This is a genomic window from Marinobacter sp. (genome assembly GCF_044799475.1).
In the GTDB taxonomy this organism is placed as follows: Bacteria; Pseudomonadota; Gammaproteobacteria; order Pseudomonadales; family Oleiphilaceae; genus Marinobacter.
The window spans coordinates 147,566-167,363 of the sequence record NZ_CP085217.1; the positions used below are offsets into that span (position 1 = coordinate 147,566).

The window sequence follows — 19,798 nt, forward strand, 5'->3', positions numbered from 1 at the left end:
GAGAGGAAACTCATGTTTCGCATGACCCGCTACATCAAGAGCCTTATGAACCCGACACCGGTGCGTCCGGTGCCCAAACCCGTCGCCCCGGTGGTGATCTGGAACCTGATCCGGCGCTGTAACCTGACCTGCAAACACTGTTACTCGATTTCGGCCGATGTCGACTTCAAGGGCGAACTGAGTACCGACGAGGTCTATACCGTCATGGATGACCTCAAGGCTTTTGGCGTGCCGGTGCTGATTCTATCCGGAGGCGAACCCCTGATGCGGCCGGACATTTTCGAGATTTCCCACCGGGCCAAGCAAATGGGGTTTTACGTGGGGCTGTCTACCAATGGCACCCTGATCACCGAGGACAACATCGGCAAAATTGCCGAAGCCCGTTATGACTATGTCGGCATCAGCATTGATGGCCTCGAGGAAACCCACGACACTTTCCGCCAGAAAAAGGGCGCCTTCCGCGAATCCATGCATGCCGTCGCCCTGTGCAAGCAGGCCGGCATCAAGGTAGGACTGCGCTTCACCCTCACCCAGGACAACTACCCAGAACTGCCCGCCATGCTGGACATGCTCGATGAACACGATATCGACAAGTTCTACCTGTCCCATCTGAACTATTCAGGCCGGGGCGGGCGCAATCGCAAGCGGGATGCCTGGTACGACATGACCAGGGACGCCATGACCCTGCTGTTCAACCACTGTCATGAGGAACTCAGGCGGGGCGTCGAGCGGGAATACGTCACGGGCAACAATGACGCCGACGGCCCTTTTCTGATCGAGTGGGCCAAAGAGCACTATCCGGGGCAGGTGCCTGCACTGGAGCAGCGTCTGACCAGCTGGGGCGGCAATTCATCCGGCGTTAACATCTCGAACATCGACAACCTGGGTGTGGTTCACCCGGACACTTTCTGGTGGGATTACCCCCTGGGTAATGTACGGCAGACTCCCTTCTCAAAAATCTGGTCCGAAACACAGGATCCGCTGATGCAGGGCTTTCGCCAGCGTCCGCGGCCGGTTAAGGGTCGATGTGCCGACTGCAGGTACCTGGCGATCTGCAATGGCAATACCCGGGTGCGGGCCTACAACGTTTCCGGTGATTTCTGGGAGGAAGACCCGGGCTGCTATCTCACCAACGAGGAGATTGGCGTGGAGGGTGATCTGGCCAGGCGGGTCGCAGCCCCGGCCATTGGGATTCCGACCCATAACCTTTAAGGAACCGCGCCATGAGCACGAACCCAAGGAAGAAATGCCTGGTGGAATTCCAGCTGGCGGAACAACCCTTTCGGCCCGGAGAAGTAGCCATTGTCGGGGCCGGCCCCGGAGACCCCGGTCTGCTGACTCTGAGAGCCCTGATGCTGATCCAGCAGGCGGATGCTGTCGTTTACGACCGGCTGGTTTCTCCGCAGATCATGGAGCTGGTCAATCCCGGGGCTGAGTGTATCCACGTGGGCAAGGCCAGTGGCTGTCATTACGTGCCCCAGGAAGATACCAACGAGCTGCTGGTGCAACTGGCGGGCCGGCAGCGCCGGGTAGTCCGCCTGAAAGGCGGTGACCCCTATATATTCGGTCGGGGCGGCGAGGAAGCGGAGTTCCTGGTAGACAACGACATCGACTTTCAGGTGGTTCCCGGCATTACCTCCGCCGCCGGCTGTGCCTCATACTGCGGCATTCCCCTGACCCACCGGGACTACTCCCAGAGCGTCACCTTTGTTACCGGCCATCGCAAGGCAGACCAGTCCCTGGAACTGAACTGGCGGGTGCTGGCAGCCCCGGGGCAGACCCGGGTTTTCTACATGGGCCTCAGCAATGCCCCCACCATTGTCCGGGAACTCATTGCCCACGGTTTAACGGGGGATTGTCCGGTAGCCCTGGTAGAGCGGGGCACCACACCTCAGCAACACATGGCGGTCACCACTCTGTGGGGGCTTGAGGCGACCATTGCCCGGGAAGGCTTCCAGCCCCCGACTCTTATTATTATTGGCGAGGTGGTGAAACTGGCGGAGAAACTCGCTCAGCCGGCACTCAAAGGCCGGGAAGCCCTGGCAACCAAAGCCATTACAGCATCAGCAGGAGGCAGGCCAGCGTGATCCGTGGCAAGGCAGTGACTGGGAGCAGAAGAGTGATCCGTGACTGGAGAATATGGCTGGCCCTGGCAGTCAGCCTGGTAATTCCGACCACGCTGCAGGCGCAGGCAGACACGGAAACCGAGACGCTGTACCAGCAGCACTGCGCCAGCTGCCACGGCAAGGATCGCCTTGGGGGCATGGGACCTGCCCTGCTGCCGGACAATCTGTCGCGACTGAAAAAGCCGCAGGCAGAGGACGCTATCCGTCATGGTCGGCCAGCCACCCAGATGCCGGCCTTCGGGCCTATTCTCAGTGAAGCCTCGGTCAGCGACCTGGCCGAGTATATCTATCAGCCCCTGGCCACCACCCCTGGCTGGGGGCAGGCTGACATTACCGACAGCCACCTGCTGCCCCACCCGGCGGGTTCCCTGCCGGATCGGCCAGTCTATGACGCTGACATGATGAACCTGTTTCTGGTGGTGGAAATCGGCGACCACCATGTCACCCTGCTGGATGGCAACACCATGGAGCCCATCCACCGCTTCGCCAGCCGCTATGCGCTGCACGGCGGCCCCAAATACAGCCCGGATGGGCGCTTTGTCTATTTCGGTTCCCGCGACGGCTGGATTACAAAGTACGACCTGTACAACCTGGAAGTGACGGCCGAGGTTCGCGCCGGCATCAACATGCGGAACATCGCCGTCTCCGCCGATGGCAGGCACGTCATGGCCGCCAACTACCTGCCCCACACGCTGGTACTGTTCAGCGCGGAAAACCTGGAACTGATGGAAATCATCCCTGTGGAGGATGGCACGGGCGACAGCTCCAGGGTCAGTGCAGTCTATGCGGCACCGCCGCGGAACAGTTTCATTGCGGCCCTCAAGGACATTCCCCAGGCCTGGGAGATCAGCGTGGAGAATGGCAAGGCGAGGGTCCGCCGGATGCAAACTGACACCTGGCTTGATGACTTTTTTTTCGACCCGGAGTACGACCATCTCATAGGCGCCGCCCGGGATGGCAAGCATGGACTGGTGATCAATCTGGACACCGGCAGGACCGTAGCTGAACTTCCCCTGCCTGGCATGCCCCACCTGGGCTCCGGCATCACCTGGAATTACCAGGGCAAGCGGGTCATGGCCACACCCCATTTCCGCGCTGGTGCGGTTTCCATCATTGATATGGACAACTGGAAGGTCATCAAAACGCTGGAAACCGCAGGACCGGGCTTTTTCATGCGCAGCCACAAGAACTCCCGCTATGCCTGGGTTGATGTGTTCTTCGGACCCAACAGGGACAAGGTTCACGTGATCGACAAGCAGACCCTGGAAATCGTCAAAACATTACAGCCCGCCCCGGGCAAAGTCGCAGCCCACGTGGAATTTGACCGTTATGGTGAAAAACTCCTGCTGAGCATCTGGGACAATGACGGTGCCGTCATCGTTTATGACGCAGACACACTCGAGGAAGAGAAACGGATTCCCATGAACAAACCCTCTGGCAAATACAACGTCTGGAACAAGATCCGGTATGAAGAGGGCACCAGTCACTAGTGGCCAGAGCCTGAAAACAAATGGCTACCTCCATTGCTCCATTCGCCTGACACACTACCCCAAGGGTGATACAGCCTCGACAAGCATATGTTTTAAAAGTGTTTTTTTGACATAAAAACAGCATCAGGAAACACACCGCTGCGTGAAACAGACCGCCCCGGCCCTGCCTTGACAAATGTCATCATCATCACCTGCTTCTGTTCACACAATGACTCCCATCAGCGCCCGGCGCCCTTTGCGGTTCCGGGGTGAATCACCAGAGGGAGTCAAGACCATGGCAAAACTGAACGCCGACATCGAACACTGGGATGTCGAAAACGAAGAATTCTGGGAGCGGGAGGGCAAGCGTGTTGCCACCCGAAACCTGTGGATTTCCATCCCAAGTCTGCTGATGGGCTTTGCCGTCTGGCTGATGTGGGGAATGATTACCACCCAGATGAAGAATCTGGGTTTCCCTTTTACCATTGATCAGTTGTTCACTCTTGCCGCCATCGCCGGTCTGTCCGGCGCCACGCTGCGGATCCCCGCCTCATTCATGATCAAGATTGCCGGCGGTCGCAACACGATATTTCTGACCACCGCACTGCTGATGATTCCGGCAGCGGGCACCGGGTTTGCGCTGATGAATCCGGACACCCCGTTCATCGTCTTCCAGGCTCTGGCGCTGCTCTCCGGCATTGGCGGCGGGAACTTCGCCTGCTCCATGAGCAACATCAGCACCTTCTACCCGAGGAGCAAACAGGGCTTCGGCCTGGGGATGAATGCCGGTCTGGGTAATTTCGGGGTGACCACCATGCAGGTGGTGATTCCGCTGGTAATGACCGCGGGCATTTTCGGCGCCATCGCCGGTGACCCCATGCAGCTACAAAGCCCCAGTGGCACCCTGATCGGTCGCATCGAGGCAGGGACCGACACCTGGATCCAGAACGCCGGCTTTATCTGGCTGGTCTTCCTGATTCCGCTGGCGATTGCCTGCTGGTTCGGCATGAACAACCTGAAAGTGGTTACTCCCAACCCGGGCCACCCGCTTTCAGCTTTTGGCAGGATTCTCGGTCTCTATGGCGTTGGCATTCTGACCTCCATTGCAGGTGTCTGGGCGCTTCAGGTGCTGAACATGTGGCTGGCGCTGCCGCTTACCATCATCGTTACGCTGGGAGTGCTTCGCCTGATCCCCGGTGACATCAGGCCCAATATCAAAAACCAGTTCGCCATTTTCAGCAACAAGCACACCTGGGCCATGACTGTGCTTTACATTCTTACTTTCGGTTCCTTCATCGGATTTTCAGCGGCACTGCCCCTGTCAATCAGCGTCATCTTCGGCAATATGATGGAAGTGGACGCAGGCGGCACCATGACCCGGGTGGTCAATCCTGACGCGCCGAGCGCCCTTACATGGGCCTGGATAGGGCCATTCGTGGGCGCCCTCATCCGGCCGATCGGCGGCTGGATCTCCGACAAGGTTGGTGGTGCCATCGTTACCCAGATCATCTCGGTGGTCATGGTCATAGCCTCGGTCGCCACCGGCTATGTGATGATGCTGGCATACAACAGCACAGATCCGAACGCCTTATTCGCGCCATTCCTTATCCTGTTTATCGTCATGTTCGCCGCCAGTGGCATCGGCAACGGATCCACCTTCCGCAGCATCGGGTTCATCTTCAACCAGCAGCAAAAGGGACCCGTTCTTGGCTGGACCTCTGCTGTCGCCGCCTACGGTGCTTTCATAGCGCCGCGGGTCATGGGCCAGGAGATCCAGGCAGGCACACCAGAAGTCGCCATGTACGGCTTCGCCGTGTTCTATGCTGTGTGCCTGGTGGTGAACTGGTGGTTCTACCTCCGCCCGAATGCCTACATCAAGAACCCCTGAGCACCAGCCCAAACACTCTAGCGAGCAGTATCCAGAGAGAGCCCCGTTCGGGGCTCTCTCTGTTTCCGCGCCCACCTTTTCTGCGCCCTTACCAGAGTTTGCGATAATCTCTGTCTCCCCTGGTAGGTCCCGCTCGTCAGCAGAAGGGCGGAGCCGGACAAGGGGCTGAACAGATTATTTCACGAAGAGAGAGAAGGGGCAGAGTTATGAAGGATTTCATGGAACTCGGACAGAGAATACTGCAGGCCCAGCCATTCAGCCGGCTTCTGGGTACCGGGCTGGAGCATCTTGCGGCGGGTGAGGCAGTTCTGACCCTGCCAGTACGCGAGGACTTTCTTCAGCAGCATGGCTATGTCCACGGTGGGGTAGTCAGCTATCTGGCGGACAACGCCCTCACTTTTGCCGGCGGTGCGGAATTCGGTGATGCTGTAACCGTCGAATACAAGATCAATTATGTTCGCCCGGCAAAGGCCCAGCGGCTGAGGGCAGAGGCAAAGACAGCCGCCGCCGGAAAGCGCCTGGCTACCTGCCAGTGCGAGATCTGGGCGGAAACAGAAGGAGACGAGCCCTATATCTGCGCGGTGGCCCAGGGGACGATCATGGCAAAGTAGCCCTGACCCTGATCCCTGAGTTGGCGAGCCAAGCCGGCCACAAATGAAAAAGCCCGTCAGGATCTCTCCCGACGGGCCGGTGATTTCAGATGGAGGGTTCAGCAGATCAGACAGACGCCTCCCGAAGCTTCGCCTCTTTTTCTATCTGCAGATCAACCGAAGACACATAGTATTCATCCGCAAATCCGGACTCGGGCTCTTTCAGCCACAGCAGACACAGCACCCAGCTGACAAAGGCACCGGCGGCAATGATGTAGAAGAACTGGGTCGGGGTGACAAAGGTGAAGATGGTCAGATAGACCACAGCCCCGACGTTACCGTACGCCCCCGCCATGCCTGAAATCTGGCCGGTCAGCCTCCGTTTGATGGACGGGATGATGCCAAAAGTGGCGCCTTCGGCTCCCTGCACAAAGAAGGAAGTGAACACGGTGATGGCTACGGCAATAACCAGCGGCCAGGATGAGTTCATCAGCCCCATCATGCCAAAGCCGATGCCAATACCGAACATGTAGGACAGCATGACAAAACGCCGGTTACCCATTCGGTCCGATACCAGGCCGCCCATGGGGCGGGCAACCAGATTCACGAAAGCAAAGGAAGCAGCGATCAGGCCGGCAGCAGTGGCGCCAAGGCTCCAGGTTTCCTCGAAAAACATCGGCAGCATGGACACCACCGCCAGCTCAGCCCCAAAATTCGCAAAATAGGTGCTGTTAAGCGCAGCCACGCTGTTGAAAGGATATTTGTCGTCCTCTGGAACACCCTTTTTCAAAAGGGGAACGTTCACCCGGAGAATCTGGATGATCTGATAGCAGACGACGGCAACAATGGCGGCATAGCAAACAGCAGCCCATGTTTCGGACAGATAGCCCATGCTCTCTATACGCCATACCAGGATGGCCAGCACACCGACCAGGGGAATGGTCCACAGGATCAGTTTGATCATGTCACCCCAGCTGCTGACTTCCAGCGCCACTGCCTTGCGGGGCTTTCTGTGTACTGTACCAACAGGCCCGTCGGTAATGGCAAACCAGTAGTAGACACCATAAGCCGCCATGAAGATGGCACTCTGGGCAATGGCCCAGCGCCAGCCATCGTCACCACCGTACATGTGCAAAGCGATGGTTGGGAGGGTAATGGCGGCCGCCGCTGAGCCAAAGTTGCCCCAGCCTGCATAGAAGCCTTCGGCAAAACCGATATCCCTGGGCTTGAACCACATGGCTGTCATGTGGATGCCCACTACAAAGCTGGCACCAATGGAGCTGAGCACCAGGCGGCTCACCAGAAGCTGGGTCATGGTGTTACCGAAGGCGAACACCAGTGCCGGAATGGACATCACAATCATCAGTACGGAAAACACCCGTCTGGGGCCGAAGCGGTCCAGGGCCATTCCCACGATAATGCGGGCCGGGATTGTCAGCGCCACGTTACAGATGGCGAAGAGGCGGAGGTCATCCGCCGTTAACCAGTCCACGCTCCGCAGCATGCTGGATGCCAGCGGCGCCATGTTGAACCAGACATAAAAGGTAATGAAAAAAGCAATCCAGGTCAGGTGCAGGGCCCTGACCTCCGGATTCTTCACACGGAACACATCTGCAACTTTCATTTCAGCCTCCTCAGGCAGAACGGCAAACAGTCAAGTCTTCACTCCGTCCGGCCTCACAGGCTGGGCAGAATCAGCAGGGGACATTCCACACGGCGCGCGAGAAACGAACTCACGCTGCCGAAGGTCATGTAGTCCAGCTCATCGACGAAATAGGTAAGAGAGCGGGCAATGAAGCCGCCATCTTTCTGTTCGCTATGGCGGGCGATTACGAGCATGTCGGGGTGCACTTTTTCCGTGGCATGGAGCAGCATCTTTCGCGGGTCCCCCTCCAGCAGAAGGCTCTCCGCCTGGATACCATGCTTTTCACACACTTCCAGAGCTTCCTGCACATACTGTTTCAGTTCATCCAGTTCCTGCTGGAACAGGTCTTCATTGGCCGAGGTGATGTCCCGGGGATTTTCGGCAACCGATGCCAGCGTCAGCCTGGGGTTCAGACCTCCGAACATGGTTATGGACTGGGCAAGGGCAAGCTTTGCATTGCGCGAGCCGTCGTAGGCAATCATGATCTTCATGGATGGGCGCTCCTTTTCATTAGCCACCACACAGAATTAGCCACCAGACAGAACTGGGCGTTATTGATTTCCATCACGATTACCCCACAAGCGGTGGCCAGCACCCTTTGACAAAAATCAAATCTACCCCTCCTTACCCTCCCCTTACCTCCGCCGGGCGATACTGGCCTAACCCCCGGAAGCCGTTACCGCTGCTGGTGACTACCCACTTCCTGCCTTTTGGAGGTACCCCCAATGCGCCCGGGCTCCCGGCGCCTGGTCTGGTATTCTGAAAGTCTGGCGGGAGCCCCGGAGGCGCTCAGAATCCCCGCTTCCCTGTCCGTCAATATCAGGAGGTCAACCAACGTGGATGGGACAACCTCAAAGGCAGACCAACGCCGTGCGCTCGGGTTATCTACACTGGCCTTCACCCTGTGCTTCGCGGCCTGGACTCTGCTTTCCATCATTGGGGTGCAGCTGAAACAGGATCTCGGTCTGTCCGAGTCCCAACTGGGCCTGCTGATGGCGACGCCCATCCTGACCGGCGCCATCAGCCGGCTGATTTTCGGAATCCTGGCTGACCGCTTTGACGGTCGACGGACTTTCAGCCTTCTGATGCTGGTTACATCAGCATGCGTTTACCTGCTCACGCTCGCGAGCAGTTACGCCATGCTTCTGGTTGCAGCACTGGGCATGGGACTGGCAGGCGGGGCATTTACGGCAGTGAGCACCTACACGGCGGCATGGTTTGAACCGGGTCGCCGGAATGCCGCCCTGGGAGTACTTGGCGCAGGCAATGCGGGCGCAGGGCTGACCAGCCTTGCAGCTCCCCTGCTGCTGATCGCGCTGGGCTGGCAGGCTACCGGCCAGGTATATGCGGCAATCCTGGCCGTCATGGGCATCTGCTTTTTACTGTTCGCCAGGGATGATCCGCGGGCGAAAGAGGGAAAACGTCATTCCCGACCATTACTGAAGCAACTGGCACCGCTCGGTGACATCCGGGTCTGGCGCTTCTCACTGTATTATTTCTTTGTGTCTGGCGGGTTTGTGGCGCTGGCACTCTGGCTGCCCCACTATCTGATGGAGGTTTACGGTCTGGGTATTGTCGCTGCCGGCATGGCAGCAGCCCTCTATACGATTCCCGCAGCCCTTTTTCGCATCCCGGGCGGCTGGCTTTCCAACCGATATGGCGCACGCCGCATCATGTACTGGGCTCTTGGCGGCTCCCTTGTCTGCACTTTTCTGCTCAGTTACCCGCCCACCGGGTATGTGATTCCCGCGGTCGACGGAGACATCAGTTTCCGCATTGAGATGGGTCTTTGGGGTTTCATGTTGCTCATCTTCACTCTCGGTTTTTTCATGTCCCTGGGAAAGGCCGCCGTGTTCAAACACATTCCGCTCTACTATCCCCACCACGTTGGTGCGGTCGGCGGCATAACCGGCCTGATCGGTGGCCTTGGGGGGTTTTTACTGCCGCTGGGATTCGGTCTGCTCAGTGACACAACGGGAATCTGGCAAAGCTGTTTCATGTTGCTCTTCGCGATCGTTGCCTGCGCCCTGCTGTGGATGCATCACTCGATCCGCAAAGCCGAACGTGTGGAATGGGGACACCACGAAGAGCAAACAGATCTTCCCGAGCTCTCAACGCCGAACCAGAACCAACAGGGTTGACCCATGCATATTTTCCCGTCACTTCCGGCAATGTCACTCCCTGGGCGTCTGTCTTCGGACCCCCTGGTTGGCCAGCTTCTTGCGGTTCTCAGGGAATACGCCCCTTCGCCGGCTCCCCTGGTGGGTGCCATAGACCAGCGAATTCCGGTTCCGGTGAAACAGCTTCTGGCCGAAGCACCCCTGAACCGGGTATTCGCGCGGGCCATTACCGAGGGCGAGTTTGATGACTTCGAGGGCCGGTGCATCCGCCTTGAGATCGATGGCGGACAGCCTGGGATAACGCTGGGCTTCTGGTGCGGGCGGCTTCGCGTTGTGGAAGGCCCTGGGGAGACCACCATCCGCGGCTCCTGGTCCGCCTTCCGGACTCTGGCAGAGCGCAGACAGGATCCGGACCAGCTGTTCTTCCAGCGGCGGCTGATGATTGAGGGGGATACCGAGCTTGGACTCGGGATCAAGAATCTTCTGGACAGTCTGGAGTGGGATTTTCGAACTCTGGTGCCTGGGCCAAGCTGGCGGGAGCAGGGCGTTCCAAAACACGCCCCCAGTACATCCCTGTAGCTTGTCTCCGGCCATCCCTGGCCTCCGACAGTTTTGGAACGCCCTGCTCCCGCCAGCTCTTACTTGGGAGTTAAACTCGTACCTCTACTGATTACAAACCACTCCCAGGCACCAGATCCATCCCGGGTCGGCCATACCAGTAGCCATTGCACGGCGGAGCCTCAACCAGAGCCAGAGGATCAGCCGAAGGGCGCTCCCCTCCCCGCACCTGATCAAACCGTCGGACCACCTCCTCCATGCCCTGATATTCCGGGCTCAGCCGAACAGTCTTCACACCCATCTCCGCCATCTCCGGCAACTGACGCATCAAGTCATAACGACTACCGGAAAGAGTAGACGTGCCATTAATGCGGAACAGCTCCCGGGACTCCCTGGATCTCAGTTCAAGGCCGTCCGGATGCTGCAGGCAACGAAACTCACAGTTGTCCTTGGGCAGGTTATAGTGCCTGGCGGTAAAGCATCGGGAAGACCAGGCAAGTGGCAGAAACCCCCAGGCAAAAACCTCCGCCGGCAGATCCACCCCGTCCTGTTCCAGTTCCCCGATCATTCGAAGGAGGGTATCCCGGCAAAGCTCCACAGGCAGGCACCATCTTTTCAGCCCCTTTTCAGCCAGCAATTTCAGGGTGGCCGTATTGTAAGTGTTCATGGAAGGCCCGGTAACAAACGGAATACCCTGCTGGCAGACAAGCTGCAGGGCACTCTGGTCGTTGGCCTCCACCAGAAAATCGTTCTGCTCACAGAGCCGGCGCAGGCCACGGAGATCTGCCTCGGACTCGATCAGCGTCTGGGTGGAAAGAACCACTTCCTTGCCGCAGGCTTTCAGATCCCGCGCCAGGGCAAACCAGTCCGCTGGCTTGAGTTCACGGCGGCGAGAGCAGACTGTTTCACCGAGATAAATGGTGTCCACCGGCCACTCAGCTGCCTGGGCGTAAAACCCAAAAACTGTCTGGCGGGACCAGAACCAGAGAATGGGTCCAAGAGAAAGCTTCATTATCGGTCCTCCATTCCTTCACTTCCATTTACGGTGATAGGCGCCGAGGGTGGTCAGGCCACCCTCTGACAAGCCGGAAAGGGTTTCCCTCCAGGCCGGAGCCACCTCAAAGTTTCCGGGGTTTCCCTCAAGTCCATCCAGCGCCTGGCGCCAAGTTCGGGCCACATCAGCGATGTAGGCGGGACTGCGTTGGCGACCCTCGATCTTGACGGCGCTAATGCCCAACGCCTTGAGCTCCGGCAGCAGATCCATGGTGCTCAGGCTCACTGGCTCCTCGATGGCGTGATAGACATTGCCCTCCACCTCAAATCGTCCCTTGCACAGAGTCGGGTAACCCGCCGGCTCGCCGGGCCCGTAGCGGTCGATAAGAACCCCGTTCAACCGCGACTCCAGACCTGCGGAGGTTTCCTCCCAGCGCACGGCTTTGGCCGGAGAGCAGGCGCCCCGGGTATTTGGGGATTCATCGGTCAGATAGGAGGACAGATAGCACCGGCCCTCCGCCATGATGCAGAGGCTGCCAAAGGCAAATACCTCGAGTTCCACCGGGCTGTGTCTGGCTACTCCCCGAACCTGGTCAAGAGAGAGCACCCGGGGCAGAACCGCCCGGCGGATGTCGAAGGCATCCTTGTAAAAACGCAGAGCTTCATAGCTGGTGGCCGAGCCCTGGACGGAAAGGTGGCGGGAGGTATCCGGATGGCGGCGGGCGGCGTAATCCAGCAGCCCCATGTCTGCCAGAATGATGGCATCAACACCAAGGCCAGCTGCCCGGTCCACTGCCGCTGTCCACTGGTTCCAGCCATCAGGCTGAGGATAGGTATTTATAGCGCAGAAGACCCGGCAGCCTCGCTGACGGGCATAATCGACACCCTCTGCCGCCCGTTTTTCATTGAAGTTCAGACCGGCGAACTGACGGGCATTCGTACTGTCCCGGAAGCCGAGATAGACCGCATCGGCACCGTTGTCGACCGCCTCTTTAAGGGCCGGCAGGCTGCCTGCCGGGCAGACAAGTTCCATGGCTTCTGCTCCGCAATCACGATAAAGCCAACCTTAACCGTCCGTCGCGACAGGCACCTTGATCATTGTCAGCAGAAAAAAGCTGGGCGTCATTTATCAAAGATACAGTCAGGCATTAATGACTTAAGTCATTTCACTGGCATCATTGGTGATGAAACACTGATGCCCGTGTCCCAACAAGGCCAGCACCATGTCACAGGCAAAAGAAGGCGAGGAATCCGGAGCATGGCCAGAGCCAGAAAAATCCAGACCTTCCGCCTGTTTTTCCCCGCCGCGGCCTTTCTCGCGGCGATCACTGTGCCATTATCGGTGTGGGCCGTGCAGTCAGGGACGGGCTGGCCGCCAGGGTTGCTGGGAGCAGGTCACGGTCACGAATTGCTGTTTGGTTTCGCACTGGCTCTTATTGCGGGATATACCCTTGGCCCGCAGCCACCGGTCATCGTGTTATCTCTCGGAGGGCTCTGGCTGGCTACCCGTATCGCCTGGCTCCTGAGCCCCGACAGCTGGACAGCAATGATACTGGACCCGCTATTTGCTCTCACCCTGGCCTGGCTGGCAGTGCCTCGATTCAGTGCAGCGAAGAAATGGCGAAACCGGATGGTCGGCCCGCTGATTCTTGTGACCTGCCTGATTCCTCTGGTCTGGCAGGCATCCCCCTGGCTCAGCCAGCTGTTCGGGGAGCAGCTTCCTGATCAGCGACAACTGATGCACTTCGCGATTCTCTGCCTGTTACTGCTAATGACATTCATGGGAGGACGGATCATTGCCCCCGCAGCGGCAGGAACCCTGGAGAAGAAAGGCATACCCCTTGAAGCCCGGGTGCAGCCCCGTATTGAAGCTGCGCTGATCATTTTACTGGCAGCTGCCGCTGTGTTCATCCTGATACCGGGCCTTGCGCCGGCATCGGGCATGACCCTGCTCGTCGCCTCCCTGCTGATTCTGATCCGCACCCTGCGCTGGCAACTCTGGCTCTGCCCGGAGCGTCCAGACCTGATTGCTCTGGGCATAGGCTATCTGTGGTTATCGGTTGGCGCTGGCACAACCGGCCTGACCCTGCTCGCCGGAGACCCGCCAGCTGCAAGCCTGCACCTGATTACCACAGGAGGGCTGGGCAGTCTTTCTTCTGCGGTTACCCTGCGCCTGTACTTTCAGCGCGCTCGCCGAAAACCGCCTCCCCGCTTGTGGGTATGGGCCATGGTTTCACTGGTCTCTCTCTCCGCCATCGCCCGGTTTATGGCGGGGACACAGCCGTTTTCAGAACCTGGGCTTCTGTGGCTGTCAGCCAGCTGCTGGGGTCTGGCTTTTCTGGCACTCGGAGTTCGTCTTGCCATGCCCATGAAGCTGACAGCGAGTTAAGCCGGGCTCTGACAGTTATTGGCGACCGGTGTTATACCCCTTGATATTTCTCCATGCAGGATGCGGCCACCAGAGATAGACTTTGATCCGCATCCGGTCGTGCAGTTATGGCTAGATGGTGGTAATGGCTGGATCGTAGTAATGGCTGGATGGTATCGACTATCTCTCTTGCAGCTTATGGAGACGAAATCCGTGAATGACCCTCACGCTCCCGATTGGGATCCAAGAGCCGACAGTATCCTGACCAACCAGCTCGATGCCTATGACACCATGCGCCGGAGATGCCCGGTCGCCTGGAGCAACTATCAGAACTGGACCCTGTTCCGCCACGGAGATGTCCTGCGCGTCCTGGGGGACCACGATACATTCAGCAATACGGTCTCCAGCCACCTGTCCGTCCCCAACGGTATGGATCCACCGGAGCACGGTCGTTACCGAAGCCTGATCGAAACCTGGTTCTCTCATGAAAGGCTGGTCGCCTTCGAACCCGACTGCCGGGACATTGCCCGGCAACTGGTTTCAGAAATACCGGACGGCGAGGCTTTTGATCTTGTGGAGCATTTCAGCCAGCTCTTTGCTCTGCGCATTCAGTGTGCCTTCATGGGCTGGCCAGACAGTCTCCATGGCCCGCTGCAGGCATGGGTGACAAAAAATCTTCGCGCGACCCTGGCCCGGGACCGGAGCGCCATGGCAGATATTGCCCGGGAGTTTGACGGTTATATCACGGAGATTCTGGATAGCCGGCGTCAGGCCGGCAATGAGGATGCGACGGACGTTACCACCGGCCTGATGAATCAGACCCTGGACGGCCGGCTCCTCAGCCATGAGGAAATCGTGAGCATTGTGCGCAACTGGACCGTCGGGGAACTGGGCACCATCTCCGCAAGCGTTTCCATTCTTGCGAGCTACCTGGCTGAGCGACCGGACCTCCAGAATGAACTGAGACAGAATCCAGACCGTCTGCCTGGAGCCATCGATGAAATTCTCAGAATGGATGCCCCGCTGATCTCCAACCGCCGCGTAACCACCCGGGAGGTGCAAATTGGCGGCCGCACCCTGGCTCCGGGGGAAAAAATTACTCTGCTGTGGGCATCGGCAAACCGGGATGAGGAGATTTTCGGTGATCCGGACGATTTTCAACCGGAACAGAATGCCGACAACAATCTGCTCTATGGGGCCGGCATTCATGTCTGCCCGGGCGCGGGCCTGGCGAGGATGGAACTCCGGATGGTGATGGAGGAACTGCTGGCTGGCACCGATTCGATTCGCATGGCAGAAGGTCAGCGGTCCAGACGGGCCGTCTATCCCGCTGGAGGATTCAGTTTTCTTCCGGTGATTGCCGAAAAAGTCTTCTAGAATGCCGGCCTGGTAATAGCCAGGTGGAAAATTGCCATTATCTGAACCAGCGCCAGCACGCTGGCAACAAGCCGGGTCTGCAGACCCAGGCCGGGCTTCAGGGCAAAGATTCCAGCCACTATGTAGCCCACCAGCAGAATCACCTTGGCGGTCAGCCAGTGATGGACAAAGGGCATCCAGCCGGTGACGAACAGCAGGCCTATGGCAGCTGCCAGCAGCAGGGTGTCATTGGCGTGGGGAATCCAGCGCAGAGGCGTGTTGCGCCATCCGGGACGCCCCATCGCATCCATAAGCAGCCGGAGGCCGAACAGCGCCACGGTCAGCCAGGCTGCGCCCATATGAATGGTCTTCAGGACCAGATAACTGCTCATGGGTAAACTCCTTCTGTCTGGCCCGTCATTACGGGGGTGGGACCATGACGGGCCAGAATATCGCAAAAAACTCCGGGAAAAAGTACCCCTGAAGCGGTATGGTAAACGGATAAACATTTATCTACCATAGATGTTATGACCTTCCGAATACCAGACGCCGGAGCATCATCATGCAAGCCATTCCGACCGATCGCCCAGAACCGTCGGCATCCCTGAGCCAGTTATTCACCTACCCGTTCCGGATTTTTTTCCTCTCCATGACCCTGCTGGGGATGCTCGCCATTCCGCTCTGGATTCTCCAGGTATCCGGTGCCATAAATCTGCCACTCGCCATGCCAGGACTGTTCTGGCACCAGCATGAAATGCTGTTTGGCTTCCTCTCTGCCGCCATTGCCGGCTTCCTGCTCACTGCGGTGTGCGTATGGACCCAGACAGAGCGCACCCATGGCATCCGGCTTCTGCTGCTTTGGGGCGTATGGCTGGCAGGCCGGGGGCTGCTCGCGTTCGGGGCCGAGCTTCCTGAATGGCTGGTTCAGGGAGTCAATCTGGCCTTCCTGCCACTGGTCATGCTGGATGCGGGATGGCGGGTCTGGGCAGCAAAACAGAAACGCCAGCTCCTGATACTGTTAGTGCTGGGCCTGCTCTGGGCAATGCAGATCGGCTTCGTCACCCAGCTGGACCCTGCCTTCAGCTACGGGGCTCTGATCATGGCCCTGGCCCTGATCAGTATCGTCGGCGGACGCATCACCCCGGCCTTCTCGGCTGGCTGGCTACGCCAGAGAGGCAAAGATGCCAGCCTGGTCAAGATAAACCCGCGCCTGGACCTTGCAGTGCTGGTGAACATGATTCTGCTGATGCTGGTCCTTGTGGGCGGTCTGCACGGGCTGGCGGCGGTACTGGCCACCTCTGCAGCCGTTCTCATGCTTATCCGGCTGGCGGGGTGGAAAGGCTGGCTGGTGCGTAGCGACCCTCTGCTGTGGATTCTTCATCTGTCCATCCTCTGGGTACCGGTGTCGCTGATACTGCTGGCCGGCACACTTGTGGCGGAATGGCCGTCCAACGCCTGGACCCACGCCGCTGGCACAGGTGCGGTTGGCTGCCTCATCCTCGGGGTGATTGCACGGGTCTCCCTGGGCCACACCGGGCGGCCGCTGGTCCTGCCAAAGGGCATGGTCCTCGCCTTCGTCGCCATCCACCTTGCGGCCCTGGTCAGAGTGGTTACCGCGTTCAATCTGGTGTCCTGGCAGGCGGGTATCGGCATCAGCGCTCTTCTGTGGCTGCTCGCCTACGGCATTTTCCTGGTGCGCTACGCAGGGATTCTGGCGCGACCACGACCGGATGGCAGGGAAGGCTGAGCTGAAACAGCGAGGGCGGCCACTGGCCGCCCTCGCTGTTTCAGTTGGAATATCTGTCAGACTGCAATTCAGGGAAACTGATCAGGCCTGTTGTGGGAGCTGTTGCGCCAGTTCGGTGAATGCCGCCCTGGCCTCACGGAAACGGTCCGCGGGAAAGTGAATACTGATGCCTTCCAGCGCCGCGGCAAGCATTTCCAGGTGAGCGTCCCAGCCTGCAGAGGAGAGGGCGACCCGGTGATCGTGAGGCAGCAGAAGGGTCAGCGAGAGCCTTGTCCCGCCGGGCACTGGCTCCAGCTCCCACCGCAGGGGTCGCTCCGGATCGTCTCCGGCACTCCAGGAATATTCAAGCAGCCGACCAGTGCGGATGGCTCTCACCCGGGAATCAATGGGAGTGCCACTCATCCCGAAATCAAGCTTGACCTCCCCGCCTGGCTGCAGATCAATGGTGCCCGGGGCCAGCCAGTTGGCGAGGCAGGCAGGGTCGGTCAACATGGTCCAGACCCGCTCTGTATCATGGTCAAATTCCCGCTCCAGGCGAACCCGGACGCGGTTTTTCTCGGGGCTGAGAGCCCCCCAGTCCTTCAGCACTTCTGACATCACGTTCTCCACTTCACAGGTTATGATGAAACGCTACCGTGGAGAGCCGCCCGGAGCATTGACCACCGTCAAGGCCAGGCCGGCTCCCGCGATGACAGGAGAAACATTGCAACCAATGGTCAATAGCCTCTCCCCTCAATGCTGCTAGACTTTGAGTAAATACGTTGCAGGGAATACCAGATCTATGTACCCAGATCACTTTGACAAGGCCGGCCTGATCGAGTGTGGGCATGGGCGGCTCTTCGAGCGCGGCCCACAGCTTCCTGTCGATGAAATGCTGATGCTTGACCGCATCACCCATATCAACGACAGCGACGGCGCCTATGGCAAGGGCAGCATTGTAGCCGAGCTGGACATTCACCCGGGCCTCTGGTTTTTCAAGTGCCATTTCGTCGGTGATCCCGTCATGCCTGGCTGCCTCGGAGTGGATGCGCTCTGGCAACTGGTGGGGTTTTACCTGGGCTGGGTCGGTGCTGAAGGCAAGGGTCGAGCCCTGGGGGCCGGAGAAGTGAAGTTTTCCGGCCAGGTGCTGCCAGACAACAAGCTGGTCACCTATCGCCTGGACATCAAGCGTGTCATCAGGCGCAAGCTCAACATGGCCATTGCCGATGGCATCATGGAGGTGGACGGAAAAGAAATCTACGCCGCCAAAGATCTCCGCGTTGGCCTGTTTACTTCAACTGAAAACTTCTAGGAGCGAAATCATGCGTCGTGTTGTCATCACCGGCATGGGCATTGTTTCCAGCCTCGGAACCAGCAGGGATGAAGTCACCCGATCCCTGCGGGAGGTCACGTCCGGCATAGGTTTCAGCGAGGAGGCGAGAGATGCCGGTCTTCGCAGCCAGATATGCGGACAGATCAATCTGGACCTCGCCGAACTGATCGACCGCAAGCTGATGCGGTTCATGTGCCCGGCCTCTGGCTATACCTACCTTGCCATGAAGGAGGCCATAGAGCAGGCAGGTCTGACGGACAGGCAGATCCAGGCCAACTCGACCGGCATCATCATGGGGACAGGCGGTGCGTCCACGGTCGAACTGATGGACGCCATCGACACCCACCGGCAGAAAGGCATTCGCAAGGTCGGTCCCTACCGGGTTCCCCGGGTGATGGGCAGTGCCATCAATGCCTGCCTTTCCACCGCATACGGTATCCGCGGCGTCAATTACGGGATCACCTCGGCCTGCGCCACCAGCGCCCACGCCATAGGCCATGCCGCCGATCTTATTGCCCTGGGCCGCCAGGATGTCATGTTCGCGGGCGGCGGCGAAGACATCCACTGGACCCTGAGCCTGCTGTTTGACGGCATGGGCGCGCTGTCCACCAAATACAATGACACACCGCAGAAGGCTTCCCGCACCTACGATGCGGACCGGGACGGCTTTGTCATATCCGGGGGCGGCGGAACCCTGGTACTGGAAGCGCTGGAGCATGCAGAGGCCCGTGGGGCCACAATTCTTGCCGAGCTGGTCGGATTCGGTGCCACCTCAGACGGTGCCAACATGGTTGCACCCAGCGGAGAGGGCGCGGTGCGCTGCATGCAGCAGGCCATGGCCGGGCTTGACGGAAACATCGCCTATATAAACACCCATGGCACCAGCACGCCCGCAGGGGACGTGACGGAGCTCAAAGCCATTCAGGAAGTGTTTGGCGATACCATGCCGCCGCTCAGCTCCACCAAACCGCTGAGCGGCCATTCGCTGGGCGCGGCCGGGGTACACGAGGCCATCTACAGCCTGCTCATGCAGCAGAACGGCTTTATCTGCCCGTCCGCCAACATCGAAAACCTGGATCCGGACGCCGCCCTCTATCCAATCGTGCGGGAACGTCAGGACAACGCGTCCCTGCCCCTTGTGATGAGCAACAGCTTCGGTTTTGGCGGAACCAACGCCACCCTGGTGTTCAGCCAGCCGCGCTGAATCAGTGTCCTGCGGCCAGTTCTGCTCCGGGTAAAACCTGGGAGCGGAACTGCGCCGGCGGCTTGCCCATCCAGCGCTTGAAGGCGCGGCTGAACGCACTGAGTTCGGAGAAACCCAGCAGTTCTGCCACCTCTGCCAGCGAACGCTCACGCTCCCTGAGATAATGCAGGGCTCTTTCCCTGCGCACTTCGTTCAGCAGGTCAAAAAACGTCAGATCCTCTTCCTTGAGTTTTTTGTAAAGGGTATGCCGGCTCATACTGAGCCGGGATGCCACGGCTTCCACCCCTACCCGCCCCCCAGCCAGGCTGTCGGCAATCAATGCCCTGACCCTCCGACTGAAAGCAAGGGCTGCCTGTGTATCAGGACCCATTTCATGACCTCCCTGAAATCCGTTGCATTGTGAAAAACAGCGTACACATGTT

General features: G+C 59.0%; 19 protein-coding genes. 12 read left to right on the forward strand and 7 right to left on the reverse strand.

Features of this window, described 5'->3' with window-relative positions:
- The first annotated feature begins 12 nt into the window (after window positions 1–12).
- The 5 genes from nirJ (at window position 13) to LG327_RS00725 (ending at window position 6,094) form a co-directional block, all read left to right on the forward strand.
- Entirely contained in the window at window positions 13–1,212 is a 1,200-nt protein-coding gene (gene nirJ, locus LG327_RS00705; RefSeq protein WP_404364778.1) for a heme d1 biosynthesis radical SAM protein NirJ, read from the forward strand.
- 11 nt (window positions 1,213–1,223) lie between these two features.
- Window positions 1,224–2,087, forward strand: a complete 864-nt coding sequence (gene cobA / locus LG327_RS00710; protein ID WP_404364779.1) for a uroporphyrinogen-III C-methyltransferase — start codon at window positions 1,224–1,226, stop codon at window positions 2,085–2,087.
- Window positions 2,088–2,119: 32 nt separating this feature from the next.
- Window positions 2,120–3,616 (forward strand): cytochrome D1 domain-containing protein, encoded by a 1,497-nt coding sequence (locus LG327_RS00715; RefSeq protein ID WP_404364780.1) that lies wholly within the window; start codon window positions 2,120–2,122, stop codon window positions 3,614–3,616.
- 274 nt (window positions 3,617–3,890) lie between these two features.
- Window positions 3,891–5,483, forward strand: coding sequence for an antiporter (locus tag LG327_RS00720; protein ID WP_404364782.1), 1,593 nt, complete (start codon window positions 3,891–3,893; stop codon window positions 5,481–5,483).
- A 206-nt stretch (window positions 5,484–5,689) separates the two neighbouring features.
- Window positions 5,690–6,094 (forward strand): PaaI family thioesterase, encoded by a 405-nt coding sequence (locus LG327_RS00725; RefSeq protein WP_404364784.1) that lies wholly within the window; start codon window positions 5,690–5,692, stop codon window positions 6,092–6,094.
- Between the two features lie 106 nt (window positions 6,095–6,200).
- Here LG327_RS00725 and LG327_RS00730 read toward each other — a convergent pair whose 3' ends face one another.
- Window positions 6,201–7,697, reverse strand: a complete 1,497-nt coding sequence (locus tag LG327_RS00730) for an MFS transporter (RefSeq protein ID WP_404364786.1) — start codon at window positions 7,695–7,697, stop codon at window positions 6,201–6,203.
- A gap of 53 nt (window positions 7,698–7,750) precedes the next feature.
- Window positions 7,751–8,209 (reverse strand): universal stress protein, encoded by a 459-nt coding sequence (locus LG327_RS00735; protein ID WP_404364788.1) that lies wholly within the window; start codon window positions 8,207–8,209, stop codon window positions 7,751–7,753.
- Window positions 8,210–8,443: 234 nt separating this feature from the next.
- Between LG327_RS00735 and LG327_RS00740 the strand changes: the two genes are divergently transcribed.
- Together LG327_RS00740 and LG327_RS00745 are read left to right on the forward strand one after the other, a co-directional pair.
- Window positions 8,444–9,859 carry a nitrate/nitrite transporter gene (locus LG327_RS00740; protein WP_404364789.1) on the forward strand — a complete coding sequence of 472 codons (1,416 nt, stop codon included), beginning with the start codon at window positions 8,444–8,446 and terminating at the stop codon, window positions 9,857–9,859.
- A gap of 3 nt (window positions 9,860–9,862) precedes the next feature.
- Window positions 9,863–10,417 (forward strand): SCP2 domain-containing protein, encoded by a 555-nt coding sequence (locus tag LG327_RS00745; protein WP_404364791.1) that lies wholly within the window; start codon window positions 9,863–9,865, stop codon window positions 10,415–10,417.
- A 91-nt stretch (window positions 10,418–10,508) separates the two neighbouring features.
- Here LG327_RS00745 and LG327_RS00750 read toward each other — a convergent pair whose 3' ends face one another.
- Both LG327_RS00750 and LG327_RS00755 read right to left on the reverse strand, forming a co-directional pair.
- Entirely contained in the window at window positions 10,509–11,411 is a 903-nt protein-coding gene (locus LG327_RS00750) for a U32 family peptidase (RefSeq protein ID WP_404369561.1), read from the reverse strand.
- Between the two features lie 15 nt (window positions 11,412–11,426).
- The gene (locus LG327_RS00755) at window positions 11,427–12,422 is read right to left on the reverse strand and encodes a peptidase U32 family protein (RefSeq protein WP_404364793.1); all 996 of its coding nucleotides are present in this window, start codon (window positions 12,420–12,422) and stop codon (window positions 11,427–11,429) included.
- 225 nt (window positions 12,423–12,647) lie between these two features.
- Between LG327_RS00755 and LG327_RS00760 the strand changes: the two genes are divergently transcribed.
- Window positions 12,648–13,778 carry an NnrS family protein gene (locus tag LG327_RS00760; protein ID WP_404364795.1) on the forward strand — a complete coding sequence of 377 codons (1,131 nt, stop codon included), beginning with the start codon at window positions 12,648–12,650 and terminating at the stop codon, window positions 13,776–13,778.
- 192 nt (window positions 13,779–13,970) lie between these two features.
- Window positions 13,971–15,134, forward strand: a complete 1,164-nt coding sequence (locus tag LG327_RS00765; protein ID WP_404364797.1) for a cytochrome P450 — start codon at window positions 13,971–13,973, stop codon at window positions 15,132–15,134.
- Here the strand turns inward: LG327_RS00765 and LG327_RS00770 are convergent.
- A complete protein-coding gene (locus tag LG327_RS00770) occupies window positions 15,131–15,505 on the reverse strand; it encodes a SirB2 family protein (protein WP_404364799.1) in 375 nt (124 codons plus the stop codon). The two genes, LG327_RS00765 and LG327_RS00770, sit on opposite strands and share 4 nt — an antisense overlap.
- Before the next feature lie 170 nt (window positions 15,506–15,675).
- On the opposite strand from LG327_RS00770, the gene LG327_RS00775 reads away from it, so the two are divergent.
- Window positions 15,676–16,860 carry an NnrS family protein gene (locus LG327_RS00775; protein WP_404364801.1) on the forward strand — a complete coding sequence of 395 codons (1,185 nt, stop codon included), beginning with the start codon at window positions 15,676–15,678 and terminating at the stop codon, window positions 16,858–16,860.
- Window positions 16,861–16,941: 81 nt separating this feature from the next.
- Here LG327_RS00775 and LG327_RS00780 read toward each other — a convergent pair whose 3' ends face one another.
- Entirely contained in the window at window positions 16,942–17,457 is a 516-nt protein-coding gene (locus LG327_RS00780) for an SRPBCC family protein (protein WP_404364803.1), read from the reverse strand.
- 184 nt (window positions 17,458–17,641) lie between these two features.
- Between LG327_RS00780 and fabA the strand changes: the two genes are divergently transcribed.
- Both fabA and fabB read left to right on the forward strand, forming a co-directional pair.
- Complete coding sequence (fabA, locus tag LG327_RS00785) at window positions 17,642–18,151, forward strand: bifunctional 3-hydroxydecanoyl-ACP dehydratase/trans-2-decenoyl-ACP isomerase (protein ID WP_404364804.1); 510 nt, start codon at window positions 17,642–17,644, stop codon at window positions 18,149–18,151.
- A 10-nt stretch (window positions 18,152–18,161) separates the two neighbouring features.
- Window positions 18,162–19,376, forward strand: coding sequence for a beta-ketoacyl-ACP synthase I (fabB, locus tag LG327_RS00790; protein WP_404364806.1), 1,215 nt, complete (start codon window positions 18,162–18,164; stop codon window positions 19,374–19,376).
- A 1-nt stretch (window position 19,377) separates the two neighbouring features.
- On the opposite strand, the gene LG327_RS00795 is transcribed toward fabB, so the two are convergent.
- Complete coding sequence (locus tag LG327_RS00795; protein ID WP_404364808.1) at window positions 19,378–19,746, reverse strand: helix-turn-helix transcriptional regulator; 369 nt, start codon at window positions 19,744–19,746, stop codon at window positions 19,378–19,380.
- Between the last annotated feature and the right edge of the window lie 52 nt (window positions 19,747–19,798).